Source organism: Streptomyces sp. NPDC060027 (assembly GCF_042737005.1).
Lineage (GTDB): Bacteria > Actinomycetota > Actinomycetes > Streptomycetales > Streptomycetaceae > Streptomyces.
Genome location: NZ_JBHWVI010000084.1, coordinates 17744 through 32472, shown reverse-complemented (window position 1 = coordinate 32472; position 14729 = coordinate 17744). Strand labels below are relative to the sequence as shown.

The following is a 14729-nucleotide window of genomic DNA, read 5'->3' as shown; positions in this document are numbered from 1 at the left end:
TCCGCCGGGCCGGCCCCGCGGACCCCGCCGGGGCGGAACCCGGCGCGGCGAGCCGCTTCCGCGGGCGTCGGAGATCTGGTGGGCGAACGTCCCCTACGAGGACGGGCCGGGGGCCAAGGACCGGCCCTGCCTGGTGCTGGTGGTGCACGGGAAACGGGTGACCGTCGCGAAGATCACCAGCAAGTACCACGACGAGCGGCCCGGGGTGATTCCGCTGCCCCCGGGAGCCGTGGGGGACGCCCACGGACGGCCGAGCTTCCTCGAGACGGACGAGCTGCGCGAAGTACCGGTGGGCGACTTCCGTCGGCGGGTGGGCGTGGTGGACCCGGTCCTGTGGGACCAGGTCCGCTACCTGACGGGCTGAACCGGGCGGAGACCGCCGGGCAGCCGCGGGCCGCTGGGCCGGGCGCCGCGGGCCGCTGGGCCGGGGGCCGTGCCGAGGCCGGACCGGGCTCGCCGTTCCGGGCGGTGCGCACCGGAGCGGAGGCTTCTCCTCGTCGGGAACGGCGGAGGGCGCGGGGGCCGCTCCTCGGCCTCCACGCCCTCCGTCCGGATCGTCCGGGTGCTACGCCCAGAGCTGGCCCTGCAATGCCTCGATCGCCTCTTCCGTCGTCGCCGCCGTGTAGACGCCCGTCGACAGGTACTTCCAGCCGCCGTCGGCGACCACGAAGGCGATGTCGGCGGACTCGCCGGCCTTGAGGGCCTTGTTGCCGACGCCGATCGCGGCGTGCAGCGCGGCACCTGTGGAGACGCCCGCGAAGATGCCCTCCTGCTGGAGGAGTTCCCGGGTGCGGGTGACCGCGTCCGCCGAGCCCACGGAGAAGCGGGTGGTGAGGACGGAGGCGTCGTACAGCTCCGGTACGAAGCCCTCGTCCAGGTTCCTGAGCCCGTAGACCAGGTCGTCGTAGCGCGGCTCCGCGGCGACGATCTTGACGTCCGGCTTGTTCTCGCGCAGGAAGCGGCCGACGCCCATGAGGGTGCCCGTGGTGCCGAGGCCCGCCACGAAGTGGGTGATGGACGGGAGGTCGGCGAGGATCTCCGGGCCCGTCGTGGCGTAGTGGGCGCCGGCGTTGTCCGGGTTGCCGTACTGGTAGAGCATCACCCAGTCCGGGTGCTGCGCGGAGAGTTCCTTGGCGACGCGGACGGCGGTGTTGGAACCGCCCGCGGCCGGGCTGGGAATGATCTCGGCGCCCCACATGCCGAGCAGGTCACGGCGTTCCTGCGAGGTGTTCTCGGGCATGACGCAGACCATGCGGTAGCCCTTGAGCTTCGCCGCCATGGCCAGCGAGATGCCGGTGTTGCCGCTGGTCGGCTCCAGGATCGTGCAGCCCGGCGTCAGACGGCCGTCCTTCTCCGCCTGCTCGATCATGTGGAGGGCCGGCCGGTCCTTGACCGAACCGGTCGGGTTGCGGTCCTCCAGCTTCGCCCAGATACGGACGTCCGCGGACGGCGAGAGCCGCGGCAGGCGCACCAGAGGGGTGTTGCCCACCGCGGCGAGCGGGGAGTCGTAGCGCATGGGGACCAGCGGCCGATCAGGCCATGCCACCGGCGACGGCCGGCAGGATCGTGACGCTGTCGCCGTCGGTCAGCTTGGTGTTGATGCCGTCGAGGAAGCGGACGTCCTCGTCGTTGAGGTAGACGTTGACGAAGCGGCGCAGTTCGCCGCCGTCGACGATCCGGGCCCGGATGCCCGCGTGACGGGTGTCGAGGTCGGTGAACAGCTCGGCAAGGGTCGCCCCGCCGCCCTCGACGGCCTTCTCGCCGTTCGTGTAGGTGCGGAGGATGGTGGGGATGCGGACCTCGATGGCCATGGTTGCGGGCTCCTGTCGGAAGGAAAGTCAGGTCGGAAGACGCGCGGCGGCGCGGGCAAGGCAGGGGGTACGCCGGTTGCGGTGCCGCGGCTCTCGGCCGTACGGCGGCGGCAGGTCAGCGCGTACAGATGGCGCTCTGCAGCCTGCACAGGTCGACGTGCAGCCGCGCCACGAGCAGCATGCCCGGCGTCTTGTCGCTCACGTCGTGGAAAACCATGGGCTCATCGTATCGATTCCCGGTACGGGTCCCGGTGTGTGATCTCGCATTCCGGACGCTTTTTGATCGACGGGTGAGATCAGTAGCTCTCCACGACCTTGACCTCCTCCTCCGTGACCTCGCCCTCCACGATCCGGTACGAGCGGAACTGGAAGGGGCCGGCGTCGTCCGTGTCCGCCGTGGAGACCAGGACGTAGTGCGCGCCCGGTTCGTTCGCGTAGGAGAGGTCGGTGCGGGAGGGGTAGGCCTCGGTCGCGGTGTGCGAGTGGTAGATGACGACGGGCTCCTCGTCGCGGTCGTCCATCTCGCGGTAGAGCTTCAGCAGATCGCCGGAGTCGAACTCGTAGAACGTGGGCGAGCGGGCCGCGTTCAGCATCGGGATGAACCGCTCGGGGCGGTCGGTGCCCGCGGGCCCCGCGACGACGCCGCACGCCTCGTCGGGGTGGTCCTGGCGCGCGTGCGCGACGATCTGGTCGAACAGGGCCTCGGTGATGGTCAGCATGCTGGTCAGGATAGACAGAAGGGCCGTCCCGTACCGAGGTGTGGTACGGGACGGCCCGAATGCCGGACGTCCTGAGCGGTGGCCGGAGCGGCCGGACGTCCGTGGGGACGGTCAGCCGACGGTCTCGAACTCCTGCTCGTGACGTTCGGTGACCTGCGGGTTGCGGGCCTTGAGGATCGCCCAGCCGATGGCCAGCGCGGCGGCCCAGACGGCCATCACGTACAGGCAGATGCGGGACTCGGAGTCGTACGCGATCAGGCCGGTGACGAAGAGGAGGAACGCGACCGCGACCCAGCTGCACTTCGCGCCGCCCGGGGCCGGGAAGGACGAGGCCGGCAGCCGGCCGGCGTCGACCGCGCGGCGGTAGAGGATGTGGCTGACGAGGATCATCAGCCAGGTCCAGATGCCGGCCGCGGTGGCCACCGAGGTGACGTAGCCGAAGGCCTTCTCGGGGACGACGTAGTTGAGGATCACGCCGATGCCCATGAAGAGCACGGAGATCGTGATGCCGAGCGCGGGCGTCTTGGTCGACGACAGCTTGCTGAAGACCTTCGGGGCCTCGCCGCTGTCGGCCAGGTTCCGCAGCATGCGGCCCGTGGAGTACATGCCCGAGTTGCAGGAGGACAGGGCGGCGGTGAGGACCACGAAGTTGACGATGGCCGCGCCGGCCGGGATGCCGATCTTCGCGAAGGCCGCGACGAAGGGGCTCACGCCCGGTGCGAACTCCGTCCACTTCACGACGCAGAGGATGACCGAGAGGGCACCGACGTAGAAGAGGGCGATCCGCCACGGAAGCGTGTTGATGGCCTTCGGGAGCGTCTTCTCGGGGTCCTCGGACTCGCCCGCCGTGACGCCGACGAGCTCCACGGCGAGGTAGGCGAACATGACGCCCTGCAGGGTCATCAGGGACGAGCCGACGCCCTTGGGGAAGAAGCCGTCGAACTGCCAGAGGTTGGCGACGGAGGCGGTGTCACCGGCGGAGCTGAAACCGAAGGTGAGGACGCCGAGGCCGATCACGATCATGCCGATCAGGGCGGTGACCTTGACCATCGAGAACCAGAACTCGATCTCGCCGAAGAGCTTGACCGAGATCAGGTTCGCCACGAACAGGACGACCAGGAAGACGAGTGCCGTCACCCATTGGGGGACCGTCGGGAACCAGTAGTGGACGTAGATCGCGGCGGCCGTGAGCTCGGCCATGCCGGTGACCACCCACATCAGCCAGTACGTCCAGCCGGTGAAGTAGCCGAAGAACGGGCCGAGGAACTCGCGGGAGTACTCCGCGAAGGAGCCCGAGACCGGGCGGTAGAGCAGGAGCTCGCCGAGCGCCCGCATGATGAAGAAGATGATCACGCCCGCGAGGGCGTACATCATGATCAGGCTGGGGCCGGCCTTGGCGATGTTCGCCCCGGCTCCCAGGAACAGGCCGACGCCGATGGCGCCGCCGATCGCGATCATCTGGACCTGACGGCTGCCGAGCCCGCGCTCGTACCCCTCTTCGGGGGCGTCGCCGCCCACGGCCTCACTGCCGTCGTACTGCTTGTCGACCTGCGATGAGGTCATGTCTGGTGCGCCTTTCTCCATGCCGGTCCGAGCCAGTCCCTTGGCTTCGGATCGGTTTCCGATCCCCCCGGATAGGTGGAGCTGTGCCTGGCCGGCGGTCCGCCGGCTCGGTGGCGCACCCGGCAGGAGATGGGTGGTGTCCTGTCGGGCGGTCGTGAAGATCTATCACGGCGGCAACGTTGATCGGTTGAGGGTCGTGTTGCGCAGACCACAGGAAGAACCGGACAAAACGTCGAACCGCGCCCCATAGGGCGCGGTTACGGTGACGCGATCGTTATCCGGATTTGAGCGTCCGCTGAGCGAACACGAGAGGTGTTATGTCCTGACAGATCAGGGCATAAGGGTTTCGACCAGGGTCTCCTGGAGTCCACCCAGCCAGAGGTACGCCATCACCATCGGCTTGCGCGGGTCCTCGTCCGGGAGACGGTAGAGGAGGTCGGTGTCCTCCTCGTCGACGACGTCGAGCCGAGAACCGATCGCGAGCCGCAGGTCGTTCAGGGCGCGCAGCCACTGCTCGGACTGCGCGGTGGTCAGCTTGAGGACCGCTCCGCCGTCACCGCCGGGCGTCAGGCCGTCCAGCGAGCGGATCATCGTGAGGGCGTTCTCGCGCTTGCCGGCGCGCAGGTCGTTCTCGGTGAAGCGGCGGAACTCCGCGGAGTGGGCCCGCTGCTCCTCGGCCTGCTCGGCCGAGGCGGCCTCGACGTCGGGGCCGCTGTAGGCGTCGGGGAACAGCCGCCTGAGCACCGGGTCGCTCGGCGGCTCGCTGGGGCCCTCCGCGAACAGCTCGGCGAGCGGGTCGGCGGCGTCGTTCTCCGCGGGGCCGGGACCGATGAGCTCCAGGAGCTGGACGGCGAGGGAGCGGATGATGGAGATCTCGACCTCGTCGAGCGCGACGGCCGCGCCGCCGCCGGGGAGCGGTTCGAAGTGTCCAGGCATGGAGTGAGTTCGCTACTTCCGGTCCTGCTCGCGGGTGGGTGACAGGGGTCCGGCTACTTCCGGTCCTGCTGAAGGGTGGCCCACAGACCGTAGCCGTGCATGGCCTGCACGTCGCGCTCCATCTCCTCGCGCGTGCCGCTGGATACGACGGCCCGGCCCTTGTGGTGGACGTCCATCATCAGCTTGGTGGCCTTGTCCTTGGAGTAGCCGAAGTACGTCTGGAAGACATACGTCACGTAGCTCATGAGGTTGACCGGGTCGTTGTGGACGATCGTGACCCAGGGGACGTCCGGCTCAGGTACGGCGAAGACCTCCTCCGCCGACTCGGTCTTCTCGATCTCTAGAGGTGCGGGAGCCGTCACATCGCCCATGCTGCCACCAGAGGGGGTCACCCGCACAAACGGACCCCCGAAAAGAGGGGCGACTCCCCCGGGAATCTCCGGGCCACCAGAAATCGTCAAAGTGACGAGATGGGGGTACGATCCCTGCCATGAACACAGCGGACCTTGGGCTGCCGGTGGACGTACCCTCGACGGCGCTCTTCACTGACCAGTACGAGCTGACGATGCTGCAGGCCGCGCTCGCGGCCGGAACCGCCGAGCGGCGCTCGGTCTTCGAGGTCTTCACCCGGCGGCTGCCCGAGGGGCGGCGCTACGGAGTCGTCGCGGGCACCGGACGCGTCCTCGACGCGGTCGAGAACTTCCGGTTCGACGCGGACGTCCTCGGCTTTCTGCGCGAGCGCGGGATCGTGGACGAGCCGACCATCGAGTGGCTCGCCTCGTACCGCTTCGGCGGGGACATCTGGGGCTACCCCGAGGGCGAGGTGTACTTCCCCGGCTCCCCCCTGCTGCGGGTCGAGGGCAGCTTCGCGGAGTGCGTGCTCCTGGAGACGGTCATCCTGTCGATCCTCAACCACGACTCCGCCATCGCGGCCGCCGCCTCCCGGATGGCCTCCGCCGCGGGCGGGCGGCCGCTGATCGAGATGGGCGCCCGGCGCACCCACGAGCTGGCCGCGGTGGCCGCCGCGCGGGCCGCGTACATCGGCGGGTTCACCACCACCTCCGACCTGGCCGCCGGTTTCCGCTACGGCATCCCGACCGTGGGCACCTCCGCGCACGCCTTCACCCTGCTGCACGACCACGAGCGGGACGCCTTCCAGGCCCAGGTGAACTCGCTGGGCCGGGGCACCACGCTGCTCGTGGACACCTACGACGTGGCCGAGGCGGTCCGGACGGCCGTCGAGGTCGCCGGCACCGAGCTCGGCGCGGTGCGCATCGACTCCGGCGACCTGCTGCTCGTCGCCCACCGGGTACGCCAGCAGCTGGACGAGCTGGGCGCGACGCGGACGAAGATCGTCGTGACCTCCGACCTCGACGAGTACGCCATCGCCTCGCTGGCGGCGGCGCCCGTGGACGCGTACGGCGTCGGCACCCAGCTGGTGACGGGATCCGGCCATCCGACCTGCTCGATGGTCTACAAACTGGTCGCCCGCGCCGAGTCCGCCGACCCGAAGGCGCCGCTGGTGCCGGTGGCCAAGAAGTCCTCCGGCGGGAAGACGTCCATCGGCGGCCGCAAGTGGGCCGCACGGCGCCTGGACGAGCACGGGGTCGCGGAGGCCGAGGTGATCGGCGTCGGGCCGGTGCCCGGCGAGCTGGCCGACCAGCAGCTCCTGGTCCAGCTGATCAAGGGCGGACAGGTCCTGTCCCGCGAGCCGCTCGACGTCGTACGCGACCGGCACGCGGACGTCCGGGCCCGGCTGCCGCTGTCGGCGACGCAGTTGTCGCGCGGAGAGCCGGTGCTTCCCACCGAATACGTCTGAGGCGCGGGAGGCGGGCGGGGCAGGAGTGGCGCCGCGCATGAACCTCGGGTGAGCGGGAATGCAACGGCAGCGTGCCCGCACGGGCCGTGGAAGCCGAATACCCCCTCCCGCACCGCCCTCGAAGTCTCTAGGCTCGGAAGTTCAACGGCCGGGCCCGCACCCTTGTCTGCCGCACCCATAGCCGAAGGACACCGCCCATGCGCCGCGCCTTGATCGTCGTAGACGTGCAGAACGACTTCTGCGAGGGAGGCAGCCTCGCGGTGTCCGGGGGCGCCGATGTGGCCGCCGCCGTCACGGAGCTGATCGGGCAGGCCCCCGCCGGCTACCGGCATGTCGTCGCCACCCGCGACCTCCACATCGCCCCCGGGGGCCACTTCGCCGACAACCCCGACTACGTGCACTCCTGGCCCGCGCACTGCGTGGCCGGTACCGAAGGGGTGGGCTTCCACCCGAACTTCGCCCCGGCCGTCGCCTCCGGCGCGATCGACGCCGTCTTCGACAAGGGCGCCTACGCGGCGGCGTACAGCGGCTTCGAGGGCGCCGACGAGAACGGCATGCCGCTGGGCGACTGGCTGCGCGCCCGCGGGATCGGCGAGGTCGACGTGGTCGGCATCGCGACCGACCACTGCGTACGGGCGACCGCCCTGGACGCCGCGGAACAGGGCTTCCGCACGACCGTCCTGCTCGACCTGACGGCCGGAGTGGCGGAGGAGACGACGGAACGCGCGCTGGAAGAGCTGCGCGCGGCCGGAGTCGAGCTCACCGGCAAGCCCGTGGTCTAGCCGGGACGCCCCGCGCGTCACACAGGGTCGTACGAAGTCGCACTCCGTCCCGTCCGGGGCGTCACGGCTGCGGTGCCGGGCGTCTGAGCAGCGTCCTGATCGGGTGCCACAGCTCCTGGGGGAGCTCGGGGACACCGATGCCGGTGACGCCGGTGCCCGGGACGCCGGCGTCGGGGGCCGTGCGCCAGATGAGCCCGTCGGGGTGGTGCAGGACCGCGGTGATCTCGTCGGGTGTCGGCGGGGCCGCGTTGCCCCGCAGGTAGACGGCGCGCAGGCCCAGATTGCGCAGGCGCGTCAGGGCGCGGGCACGGTTCTGGGCGACGACCAGGAACCGTATGCAGCCGGCGCCGGAACCTGCCGGACTGGGCAGGTTCAGCGCCACCACGACGCTGCCGTTCGGCAATCTGCAGAAACCTCCTGCGGCCATGCGGTCACACCCCCGTGCGAGTCGGTGTCAATAAGCCAGGCACAGGACGCACCTAAACACGATCGGCGGCAACCCGCCAGAGGGTTGCCGCCGATACGCTTCTGACCTGCGGAAATGCTGACTACTTCACTGCGGGACCGACCTTGAGGGAGATCGTCGAGCCGTCCTTGGCCTCCTTGACGATCTGGATCTTGGTGTTGGTGTCAGTGATCTTGACGCCGCCGGTCGGGTTCCTGTTGTCGTAGTAGTCGCTGGTGTGGTCGTTGAAGACCGACACGCCCTTCTTCGACGGGATCTTCTTGGCGACGTCGGCGCTGTGCAGCGTGATGCCGTCCGTGCGGTACAGGCTGAAGGTGGAGTCGTAGGCCTGGATGCGGTTGCGCATCAGCGTGCCGTTCTCCCACCACAGGGCCTTCGAGTGCGCGTCGACCGGGAGCGCGAGGCCGACACCCGGGTGCTGGCTGGTGTTGTTGTCCGCCTGCGAGGTGTCCCACTTCCAGATCAACAGGCCGTTCTGGTAGGCGTAGTGCTCCACCCAGTCCGGACGGGTCGTCGAGAAGCCGAAGTTGTACGGGCCGACCTTGAGGGTCTTGTCGTACGAGACGTACTGGCGGTTCTCCGCGAGGTAGTACTGCGCGTAGTCCTTGGTGAAGGACGCGCCGATGCGGGAGAAGCCACTGGCGGTCCAAGCGGCGTCGGCCGTCTCGGCGTTGTCCGAGAAGAGCGCGGTGCCGTCCGCGGTGACGGTGATCTCGTCGGCCGCGAAGCCCTTCAGCGCCACACCGCCGTCGCTCTGGTAGCGGAAGCGGACGTCGATCTTCTTGCCCGCGTAGGCGTCGAGCGGGTACGCCAGCTTCGCGTACGAGTCGATGGTGCCGGTGAGGACGGGCTTGTCGCTGCCGTCGCGCGGGATCGCCGCGCCGTTCACCGTGCCGTCGAGGGCGGTCCAGTTGGCGCCGCCGTCGGTCGAGACCTCGGTGTACAGGTAGTCGTAGTTCGCCTCGATGTCGTACCAGCCGTCGAGGGTCAGCGTCGCCGACGACTTGCCCGTGAGGTCCACGGACCGGGTCAGCGTGTTCTTCAGGTTGTCACCGCTGCCGCTCCACCACTGGGTCGAGCCCTGCGCCGGAGTGACGACCGTGGTCGTGACCGCCTTCTCCGGCAGAGTGACGACGAGCGCCTGCTTGTTCCAGGTGTTGTACTCGGCGACACCCAGCTTGTGCGTGGACTGCTTGCCCGCCTTGGCCGTGTCGTAGTTCAGCCAGCCGAGCTGGAGCTTGTCCCAGGCGTTGAAGTCGCCGGGGAGGTCGCCGATGGAGTCCTTGCCCCTGCCGAGCCAGGAACCCGAGGACATCAGGGTCCAGAAGCCGGTGGAGTTGTCGCCGCCGGCGGTGTCGTAGTGGTCCGGCAGACCGAGGTCGTGACCGTACTCGTGGGCGAAGACGCCGAGTCCGCCGTTCTCCGGCTGGATGGTGTAGTCGCCGACCCAGATGCCGGTGTCGCCGACCTGGGCGCCGCCGAGCTTGTTGTCGCCCGGACCCGTGGCGCCCGCGTCGGTGCCGAACGCGTACCAGCGGTGGGCCCAGATGGCGTCCTCGCCCTGTACACCGCCGCCCGCGGACTCGTCCTCACCGGCGTGCACGATCTGGAAGTGGTCGATGTAGCCGTCGGGCTCGTTGAAGTTGCCGTCGCCGTCGAAGTCGTAGCGGTCCCACTGGTCGAAGCCGGCCAGGTCCGCCTTGATGGCGGCGTCGGACGCGCCGGCCGCCTTCTGCTGGGCGACCCAGGCGGTGACGCCGTCCTTGACGACGTTCCACACGCTCGGGCAGTTCGTTGAGCCGCAGGCGTTGTTGCCGTAACGGGCCTCGTTGAAGGGGACCTTGACCCAGTCGGCGACCTCGCCGTCCACCGAGTAGCGGCCCGAGGACTGCGCCTCGTAGAACTTCTTCATCGACTCGACGTTCTTGCCGGTGCCGAAGTAGAGGTCCTGGAAGTGCTTCTGGTTGTAATCCGCCTGCCAGGCCGTGCTGTTGTCCTTCTTGCGGTTCGGCTTGGCGATCGTGTTGTGCTGCGGACCGGCGGTGCCGCCGTACTTCGGGTCCGTCTTGTCGCCGAACTCGACCAGGATCGTGAAGATCTTGTCGGTCTTCTCGCGGCCCAGCTCGACGTACTTGCTGTCGCCCTTCTTGCTCTTCAGCTGGACGACCTGCGAGCCGTTGCGGGTCTGCACCTTGGCGTCGCCGGATATGACCTGGTTCAGCGCCTCCTGGCGCTGGGCGTTCTGGGTCTTGCTCAGCGGGCCGTCGAGGTCGTGGTCGACCGTGTTCTTGACCGGCTGCGGGTCGTGGCGGTCCACGACCGGTGAAGCGGCGGCCGAGTCGGCCTGCGCCACGGCGTACGTCGAGAACGTGGCGGTGGCCGCCGCGAGGGCTACGCCCACCGCGGCCGCTCTGAACGTCCATGGTCTGTTGGTCACTTGATGTCCTCCCCCGCGTGCGTTCACGCGGAGGGGGTTCCGGGTCATGGAGGTCCGCGCGCGCTATCGCGATTCAAGTGACGACAGTTGACCCGAGTTACCAAAGAAAAAACAGATCTTGACTTGAACCTGGCAAGTGCATTATGCGGAGCCTCCGTTCGGTATCCGGACGCCCCCGAAACCCCTCAACAGGCGCGCCCGAACGTCCACTTGGTGGACGCGATGACTCCGTGCGCCCCCTGTGCACCGGCACCGTGGGTAAGGTCACGCTTACCGGTCGTTCCACTCGGGCATGCAGGCGAATAGAGTCGATTGGCGAAGCGTCGGAAGTCGGCGAGAAGCCAAGTCGACACCGTTGTCTCACCCCCGATTTCTATCCGCACCCTCCCCCATCGCGAGAGGCCCCGGGGGGAGAACCCCCATCCGAGGACACGATTGCCATGCCTCGTCCGACCGCCGCACAGCTCGCCTACGGTTCCTGCACCGTGATCTTCTCCACCCTCGCCATGCTGCTGCTGTCACAGACGAGTTCGAGCCTGGGGATCGTGCTGATCACCCTCTCGGCGCTCGCTCTCGGACTGCTCGTGGCCATGACGGTCCCGCTGCCGAAGCCCGCACCGTCCGCCCCCGCTCCCCTCGTCCGCGAGCGGGTACCGGTGCAGTTCGAGACCGCGTCCGTCTCCGCCTCCTCCGCACCCGAGCCGGTACGCGAACCCGCGGGCCCCTGAAGCCGCGTAGGCGACCTGCGGGCCCCGGTGCCCTTCAGGACCGGCGGACTTCCGGCACCCGGGACGCCGCGACCCGGCGCACGCAACGCTCCGACCTCGTGCACGAACGGCGGGCCCACGCATCACGGGCCCGCCGTTCGTCCGTGCGCCGTCGCCGCCCGGCCGGTCATGCTCTGGAGTCGACCACCACCGTCTTGGCCGCCTTGTCGTGCAGGCCCTGCTTGTAGGGCTTGTCGAAGAAGCTCCAGCCGCCCGCGATCGCCGTCCAGATACAGGCGCAGCAGAACGCGAACGGGATCCACAGCACCAGGGCCCGGACCAGGGAGGTCTGCACGGAGGGGGTCGAGCCGTTGTCGAGGTTGGCGACCCGGTGGTTGAACAGCCTCTTGCCGAGGGTCTGGCCCGACTTGCTGATCATCACGGTGTCGTAGGCGACGAAGCAGACGGCGGCCACCAGGGACTGCCCGAACGACTTGCCGTACTCGATCTTGTCCGAGTCCACGTTGTACTCGGTGACCCCGAACGCCCAGGACAGCAGCCACACCACGATGCCCACCAGGATCATGTCCAGGATCCTCGCCAGCACCCGCTTCCCGCTCTCGGCGAGCGGCGGCATCCCGGCGAGCGGATCGCCGCCGTACGGGCCGCCACCGCCGTACGGGCCTCCGCCGCCGTAGTGGTCACCGCCGCCTCCGTAGGGGCCGCCGCCTCCTCCGGACGGGGGCGGCTGGCCCTCGAACGGGGGCGGCTGACTGCCGTAGGGAGGGGTCTGGCCGCCGGGGGGCGGCGGGTCGTACGGGGAACCCCCGCCCTCGGCGGGCGGGGGCTGCTTCTTGAACGGGTCGTCGTCCGGTGGCTGGCCGGGGCCCGGGGGCGGCGGTTCGCTGCTCATGGCCCGAGTCGACCGCGAACCATCCGGATCCGCATCCGGCGAAGGGCCGTCCGGGGGACGGGATCAGCGTTCCGAGGCCGCCACGAAGGTGTGGGCCGCCTTGTCGTGCCAGCACTGACGCCAGGGCCTGTCGAACAGGCACCACAGGACGCCGACGACTCCGACGAGCAGGAGACCCGGGACGCTGTAGACGAGCCAGCGGCCCAGGGCCCGCCCGAAGGTCGGCGGTTCGTGACCCTCTATGTCGCGCACCTCGACGCCGCACAGCTTCTTGCCCAGGGTGCGGCCCCACTTGGCGGTGGGCAGGACGTCGTAGAGGACGCCGAAGAGGAGCAGTACGGCGAGGACGATGCCGAGGCAGGTGGCGGTCGTTCCGTCGAGCAGCCAGACGGTGACCTTCTCGCCCGACAGTTCGGCCGCGTCGATCTTCTCGTTGACGTGGTCGACCGCCCTGGTGCCCAGCGGCACGGCGGCCGCCGCGGTGACACCGGCGAGGACGACGGTGTCCACCACCCGGGCGGCCAGCCGTCGGCCGAGGCCGGCCGGACGGACCGCCGAGTGCCGGCGAGCGGCCGCCTGGAACACGTCGTCGACCGGCGGCTTCCACGGCGTGACCCGCTGCCCCTCCTCGGCCGGATCCTCCGCGAGCCGGTGCACCTGCTGGGCCCAGGAGGGCTGGCCGCCGCCGACTCCGGAGGCCATGGGCGTGGAGCCGCCGGACTGCTGAGGGACGGCGGGGGCCGGAGCGGCCTGCGCGGCGGACGCCTGGGCCGCCGATGCCTGGGCCGCCGGCGCCTGGGCCGCCGATGCCTGGGCCGCCTGCCCGGCTCCGAAGCCGCCTCCGGCCGACGCGGCGGACGCGGCAGACGGACCGGACGCGGAGAACGGACCGGACGCGGTGGGTGCGACCGGCGGGGCCGTCGCCGGACCCGTGCCCCCGCCGTGCGCCCCGCTCTGCTGCTCCGTGCGCGGGGAGAGCGCACCGAAATCGGGGGCGCCCTCGGAAGGGACGGGGTTCCGGGCGCCCGGGGTGGCGGTGGGGTGTCCGGCGCCGGACTGCCCGGCGCCCGCGGCGACTCCGGTCCCGGCCCCGCTCCGGCCGTCGGCTCCGCTTGAACCCGCGTCGCCCGTACCGCTCGTACCGCTCGTACCGCCCGCGTCCGCCGTGCCCTCGGATCCCGTGGGCGGCACCGGTCCCGTGGGGCGGCGGAAGACCACGGGCCCTCCGGACGCCGAGGGCCGGGGGCCACCGGAGTCGGCGGGCGGGATCGTCGCCGTACCGTCCGTGCGTGCCGACGCCCCGTCCGGGCGGCTCACCGCGTCGGCGGGCTGCGCCGGGCGCTCGACACGCGGGTCGGATCCCTGGGGCGCGCCCCAGGACACCCGGCGGTCCTGGTCGCCGCCGAAGCCGGACTGCTGGGAGCGGTCGGCGCCCCACGCGGTGGCGGGCTCGGGCCGGCTGCCGTGCTGCGCCTCGGCGGGGGTGGCCCGGCGGGGCTGCGGGTCCTCGTCGAAGAAGTGCGGGCCCGTCTCCTCCGCCGTGGGGGTGCCTCCGTGTCCGAGCGCCGACGAGAACTCGGGGGAGGGCGCCGGAGCGGGCACATGCGCGGGGCGCACGCCGGCCGGCGGGGCGAGCGCCTCGCCGCCCGAGGGTGCCGGGCGGCTCGTGCCCGGCACCCAGGCGGCGCCGTTCCAGTACCGGACATATCCAGGAATGGAGGGGTCCGGGTAATACCCTTCGCGGGGCCTGTCGTCACCGGGGGCCGGGGTTGGGGCGCTCATGTCCGTCGTCCCGTATCTGCTCGGGGGTCTGATTGAGGGTCCACATCTACCAGACCGGCGCACGCGTCACGGCCGGTCCCGCGGTACCCACCCCTTTCGGGCAAGGTTCCGCCCCCTCTTGCGAGCGGACTTCCGAGCCTGTGCGCGGTGTGCCCGAAGGAGGGACGGAACGGGCCCGAAAAGATTCTCCGAACCCGCGTAATGGTTCCGCCGCGAGGCGCTCTCCACTCGTACGGCCCCGCCCACAGGGGCCCGTACGACGAGAGGAAGCGCATCGACATGCACACCGTGGTGGAACGCGAGCTGGAGCTCAAGCTCGTCCTGTCGCCCGAGCGCAGCATCCCTGTGCCGGCACGCCTCAGCTACCGCACCGAGGACCCGTACGCCGTCCACATCACCTTCCACATCGGCTCCGACCATCCCGTCAACTGGACCTTCGCCCGCGAGCTGCTGGTCGAGGGGGTGTTCCGGCCGTGCGGCCACGGCGATGTGCGGGTGTGGCCGACGAAGGTCGCCGGGCGGGGCGTCGTCCTGATGGCGCTGAGCTCGCCGGACGGCGACGCGCTGCTCGAAGCGCCGGCCACGCAGGTCTCGGCCTGGCTGGAGCGCACGCTCAGGGCGGTGCCCCCGGGCTCCGAGGCCGATCGGCTCGGCATCGACGCGGGCCTGGCCGAGCTGCTCGCGCCGTCCCCGAGGCTCTGGCCCTCGCTCGATCAGGGGGGATCCCCGTCGCCGGACGACCTGTGGCTGCGCGACCCGTGGCCGTCGGACGAGTCCGCGGACGGTGAGTAGCC

Annotated in this window: 16 protein-coding genes; 5 read left to right on the top strand and 11 right to left on the bottom strand. The window is 70.4% G+C overall.

Annotated features, from left to right (window positions below):
- A partial coding sequence (locus ACFWBT_RS21540; protein WP_385702659.1) for a type II toxin-antitoxin system PemK/MazF family toxin occupies positions 1–364 on the top strand: 364 nt, incomplete at its 5' end.
- 201 nt (positions 365–565) lie between these two features.
- Here the strand turns inward: ACFWBT_RS21540 and ACFWBT_RS21535 are convergent.
- From ACFWBT_RS21535 to clpS, 7 genes are all read right to left on the bottom strand, one after another.
- A complete protein-coding gene (locus ACFWBT_RS21535) occupies positions 566–1516 on the bottom strand; it encodes a cysteine synthase (RefSeq protein WP_356462444.1) in 951 nt (316 codons plus the stop codon).
- A 16-nt stretch (positions 1517–1532) separates the two neighbouring features.
- Positions 1533–1811: a MoaD/ThiS family protein gene (locus tag ACFWBT_RS21530; protein WP_266759229.1), complete on the bottom strand. Its 279-nt coding sequence runs from the start codon at positions 1809–1811 to the stop codon at positions 1533–1535.
- 115 nt (positions 1812–1926) lie between these two features.
- A complete protein-coding gene (locus ACFWBT_RS21525; protein WP_311736770.1) occupies positions 1927–2028 on the bottom strand; it encodes a putative leader peptide in 102 nt (33 codons plus the stop codon).
- A 79-nt stretch (positions 2029–2107) separates the two neighbouring features.
- Positions 2108–2530 carry a M67 family metallopeptidase gene (locus ACFWBT_RS21520; RefSeq protein WP_266759231.1) on the bottom strand — a complete coding sequence of 141 codons (423 nt, stop codon included), beginning with the start codon at positions 2528–2530 and terminating at the stop codon, positions 2108–2110.
- A 111-nt stretch (positions 2531–2641) separates the two neighbouring features.
- A complete protein-coding gene (locus ACFWBT_RS21515) occupies positions 2642–4093 on the bottom strand; it encodes an amino acid permease (protein WP_385702655.1) in 1452 nt (483 codons plus the stop codon).
- A gap of 330 nt (positions 4094–4423) precedes the next feature.
- A complete protein-coding gene (locus ACFWBT_RS21510; protein ID WP_385702654.1) occupies positions 4424–5029 on the bottom strand; it encodes a DUF2017 domain-containing protein in 606 nt (201 codons plus the stop codon).
- 53 nt (positions 5030–5082) lie between these two features.
- A complete protein-coding gene (clpS, locus tag ACFWBT_RS21505) occupies positions 5083–5400 on the bottom strand; it encodes an ATP-dependent Clp protease adapter ClpS (RefSeq protein ID WP_037619207.1) in 318 nt (105 codons plus the stop codon).
- Positions 5401–5519: 119 nt separating this feature from the next.
- On the opposite strand from clpS, the gene ACFWBT_RS21500 reads away from it, so the two are divergent.
- A complete protein-coding gene (locus tag ACFWBT_RS21500) occupies positions 5520–6848 on the top strand; it encodes a nicotinate phosphoribosyltransferase (protein WP_385702650.1) in 1329 nt (442 codons plus the stop codon).
- A gap of 197 nt (positions 6849–7045) precedes the next feature.
- Complete coding sequence (locus tag ACFWBT_RS21495) at positions 7046–7630, top strand: nicotinamidase (protein WP_385702648.1); 585 nt, start codon at positions 7046–7048, stop codon at positions 7628–7630.
- Positions 7631–7691: 61 nt separating this feature from the next.
- On the opposite strand, the gene ACFWBT_RS21490 is transcribed toward ACFWBT_RS21495, so the two are convergent.
- Entirely contained in the window at positions 7692–8057 is a 366-nt protein-coding gene (locus tag ACFWBT_RS21490) for a hypothetical protein (RefSeq protein WP_356462454.1), read from the bottom strand.
- Between the two features lie 121 nt (positions 8058–8178).
- Positions 8179–10533: an immune inhibitor A domain-containing protein gene (locus tag ACFWBT_RS21485; RefSeq protein ID WP_385702645.1), complete on the bottom strand. Its 2355-nt coding sequence runs from the start codon at positions 10531–10533 to the stop codon at positions 8179–8181.
- 440 nt (positions 10534–10973) lie between these two features.
- Here ACFWBT_RS21485 and ACFWBT_RS21480 point away from each other — a divergent pair, with 440 nt between their 5' ends.
- Positions 10974–11261: a hypothetical protein gene (locus tag ACFWBT_RS21480; RefSeq protein ID WP_385702642.1), complete on the top strand. Its 288-nt coding sequence runs from the start codon at positions 10974–10976 to the stop codon at positions 11259–11261.
- A gap of 166 nt (positions 11262–11427) precedes the next feature.
- Here ACFWBT_RS21480 and ACFWBT_RS21475 read toward each other — a convergent pair whose 3' ends face one another.
- Together ACFWBT_RS21475 and ACFWBT_RS21470 are read right to left on the bottom strand one after the other, a co-directional pair.
- Positions 11428–12153, bottom strand: coding sequence for an RDD family protein (locus ACFWBT_RS21475; RefSeq protein ID WP_385702640.1), 726 nt, complete (start codon positions 12151–12153; stop codon positions 11428–11430).
- Between the two features lie 63 nt (positions 12154–12216).
- The gene (locus tag ACFWBT_RS21470; RefSeq protein WP_385702637.1) at positions 12217–13935 is read right to left on the bottom strand and encodes an RDD family protein; all 1719 of its coding nucleotides are present in this window, start codon (positions 13933–13935) and stop codon (positions 12217–12219) included.
- A gap of 279 nt (positions 13936–14214) precedes the next feature.
- Here ACFWBT_RS21470 and ACFWBT_RS21465 point away from each other — a divergent pair, with 279 nt between their 5' ends.
- On the top strand, positions 14215–14727 hold the full coding sequence (locus ACFWBT_RS21465; protein WP_385702634.1) for an SsgA family sporulation/cell division regulator: 513 nt from the start codon (positions 14215–14217) through the stop codon (positions 14725–14727).
- Positions 14728–14729: the final 2 nt, after the last annotated feature.

Bases quoted from the DNA above. Each gene is read 5' to 3' on its own strand.
- ACFWBT_RS21535 (WP_356462444.1), bottom strand. From the start codon at position 1,516: ATGCGCTACGACTCCCCGCTCGCCGCGGTGGGCAACACCCCTCTGGTG.
- ACFWBT_RS21530 (WP_266759229.1), bottom strand. From the start codon at position 1,811: ATGGCCATCGAGGTCCGCATCCCCACCATCCTCCGCACCTACACGAAC.
- ACFWBT_RS21525 (WP_311736770.1), bottom strand. From the start codon at position 2,028: ATGGTTTTCCACGACGTGAGCGACAAGACGCCGGGCATGCTGCTCGTG.
- ACFWBT_RS21520 (WP_266759231.1), bottom strand. From the start codon at position 2,530: ATGCTGACCATCACCGAGGCCCTGTTCGACCAGATCGTCGCGCACGCG.
- ACFWBT_RS21515 (WP_385702655.1), bottom strand. From the start codon at position 4,093: ATGACCTCATCGCAGGTCGACAAGCAGTACGACGGCAGTGAGGCCGTG.
- ACFWBT_RS21510 (WP_385702654.1), bottom strand. From the start codon at position 5,029: ATGCCTGGACACTTCGAACCGCTCCCCGGCGGCGGCGCGGCCGTCGCG.
- clpS (WP_037619207.1), bottom strand. From the start codon at position 5,400: ATGGGCGATGTGACGGCTCCCGCACCTCTAGAGATCGAGAAGACCGAG.
- ACFWBT_RS21500 (WP_385702650.1), top strand. From the start codon at position 5,520: ATGAACACAGCGGACCTTGGGCTGCCGGTGGACGTACCCTCGACGGCG.
- ACFWBT_RS21495 (WP_385702648.1), top strand. From the start codon at position 7,046: ATGCGCCGCGCCTTGATCGTCGTAGACGTGCAGAACGACTTCTGCGAG.
- ACFWBT_RS21490 (WP_356462454.1), bottom strand. From the start codon at position 8,057: ATGGCCGCAGGAGGTTTCTGCAGATTGCCGAACGGCAGCGTCGTGGTG.
- ACFWBT_RS21480 (WP_385702642.1), top strand. From the start codon at position 10,974: ATGCCTCGTCCGACCGCCGCACAGCTCGCCTACGGTTCCTGCACCGTG.
- ACFWBT_RS21475 (WP_385702640.1), bottom strand. From the start codon at position 12,153: ATGAGCAGCGAACCGCCGCCCCCGGGCCCCGGCCAGCCACCGGACGAC.
- ACFWBT_RS21470 (WP_385702637.1), bottom strand. From the start codon at position 13,935: ATGAGCGCCCCAACCCCGGCCCCCGGTGACGACAGGCCCCGCGAAGGG.
- ACFWBT_RS21465 (WP_385702634.1), top strand. From the start codon at position 14,215: ATGCACACCGTGGTGGAACGCGAGCTGGAGCTCAAGCTCGTCCTGTCG.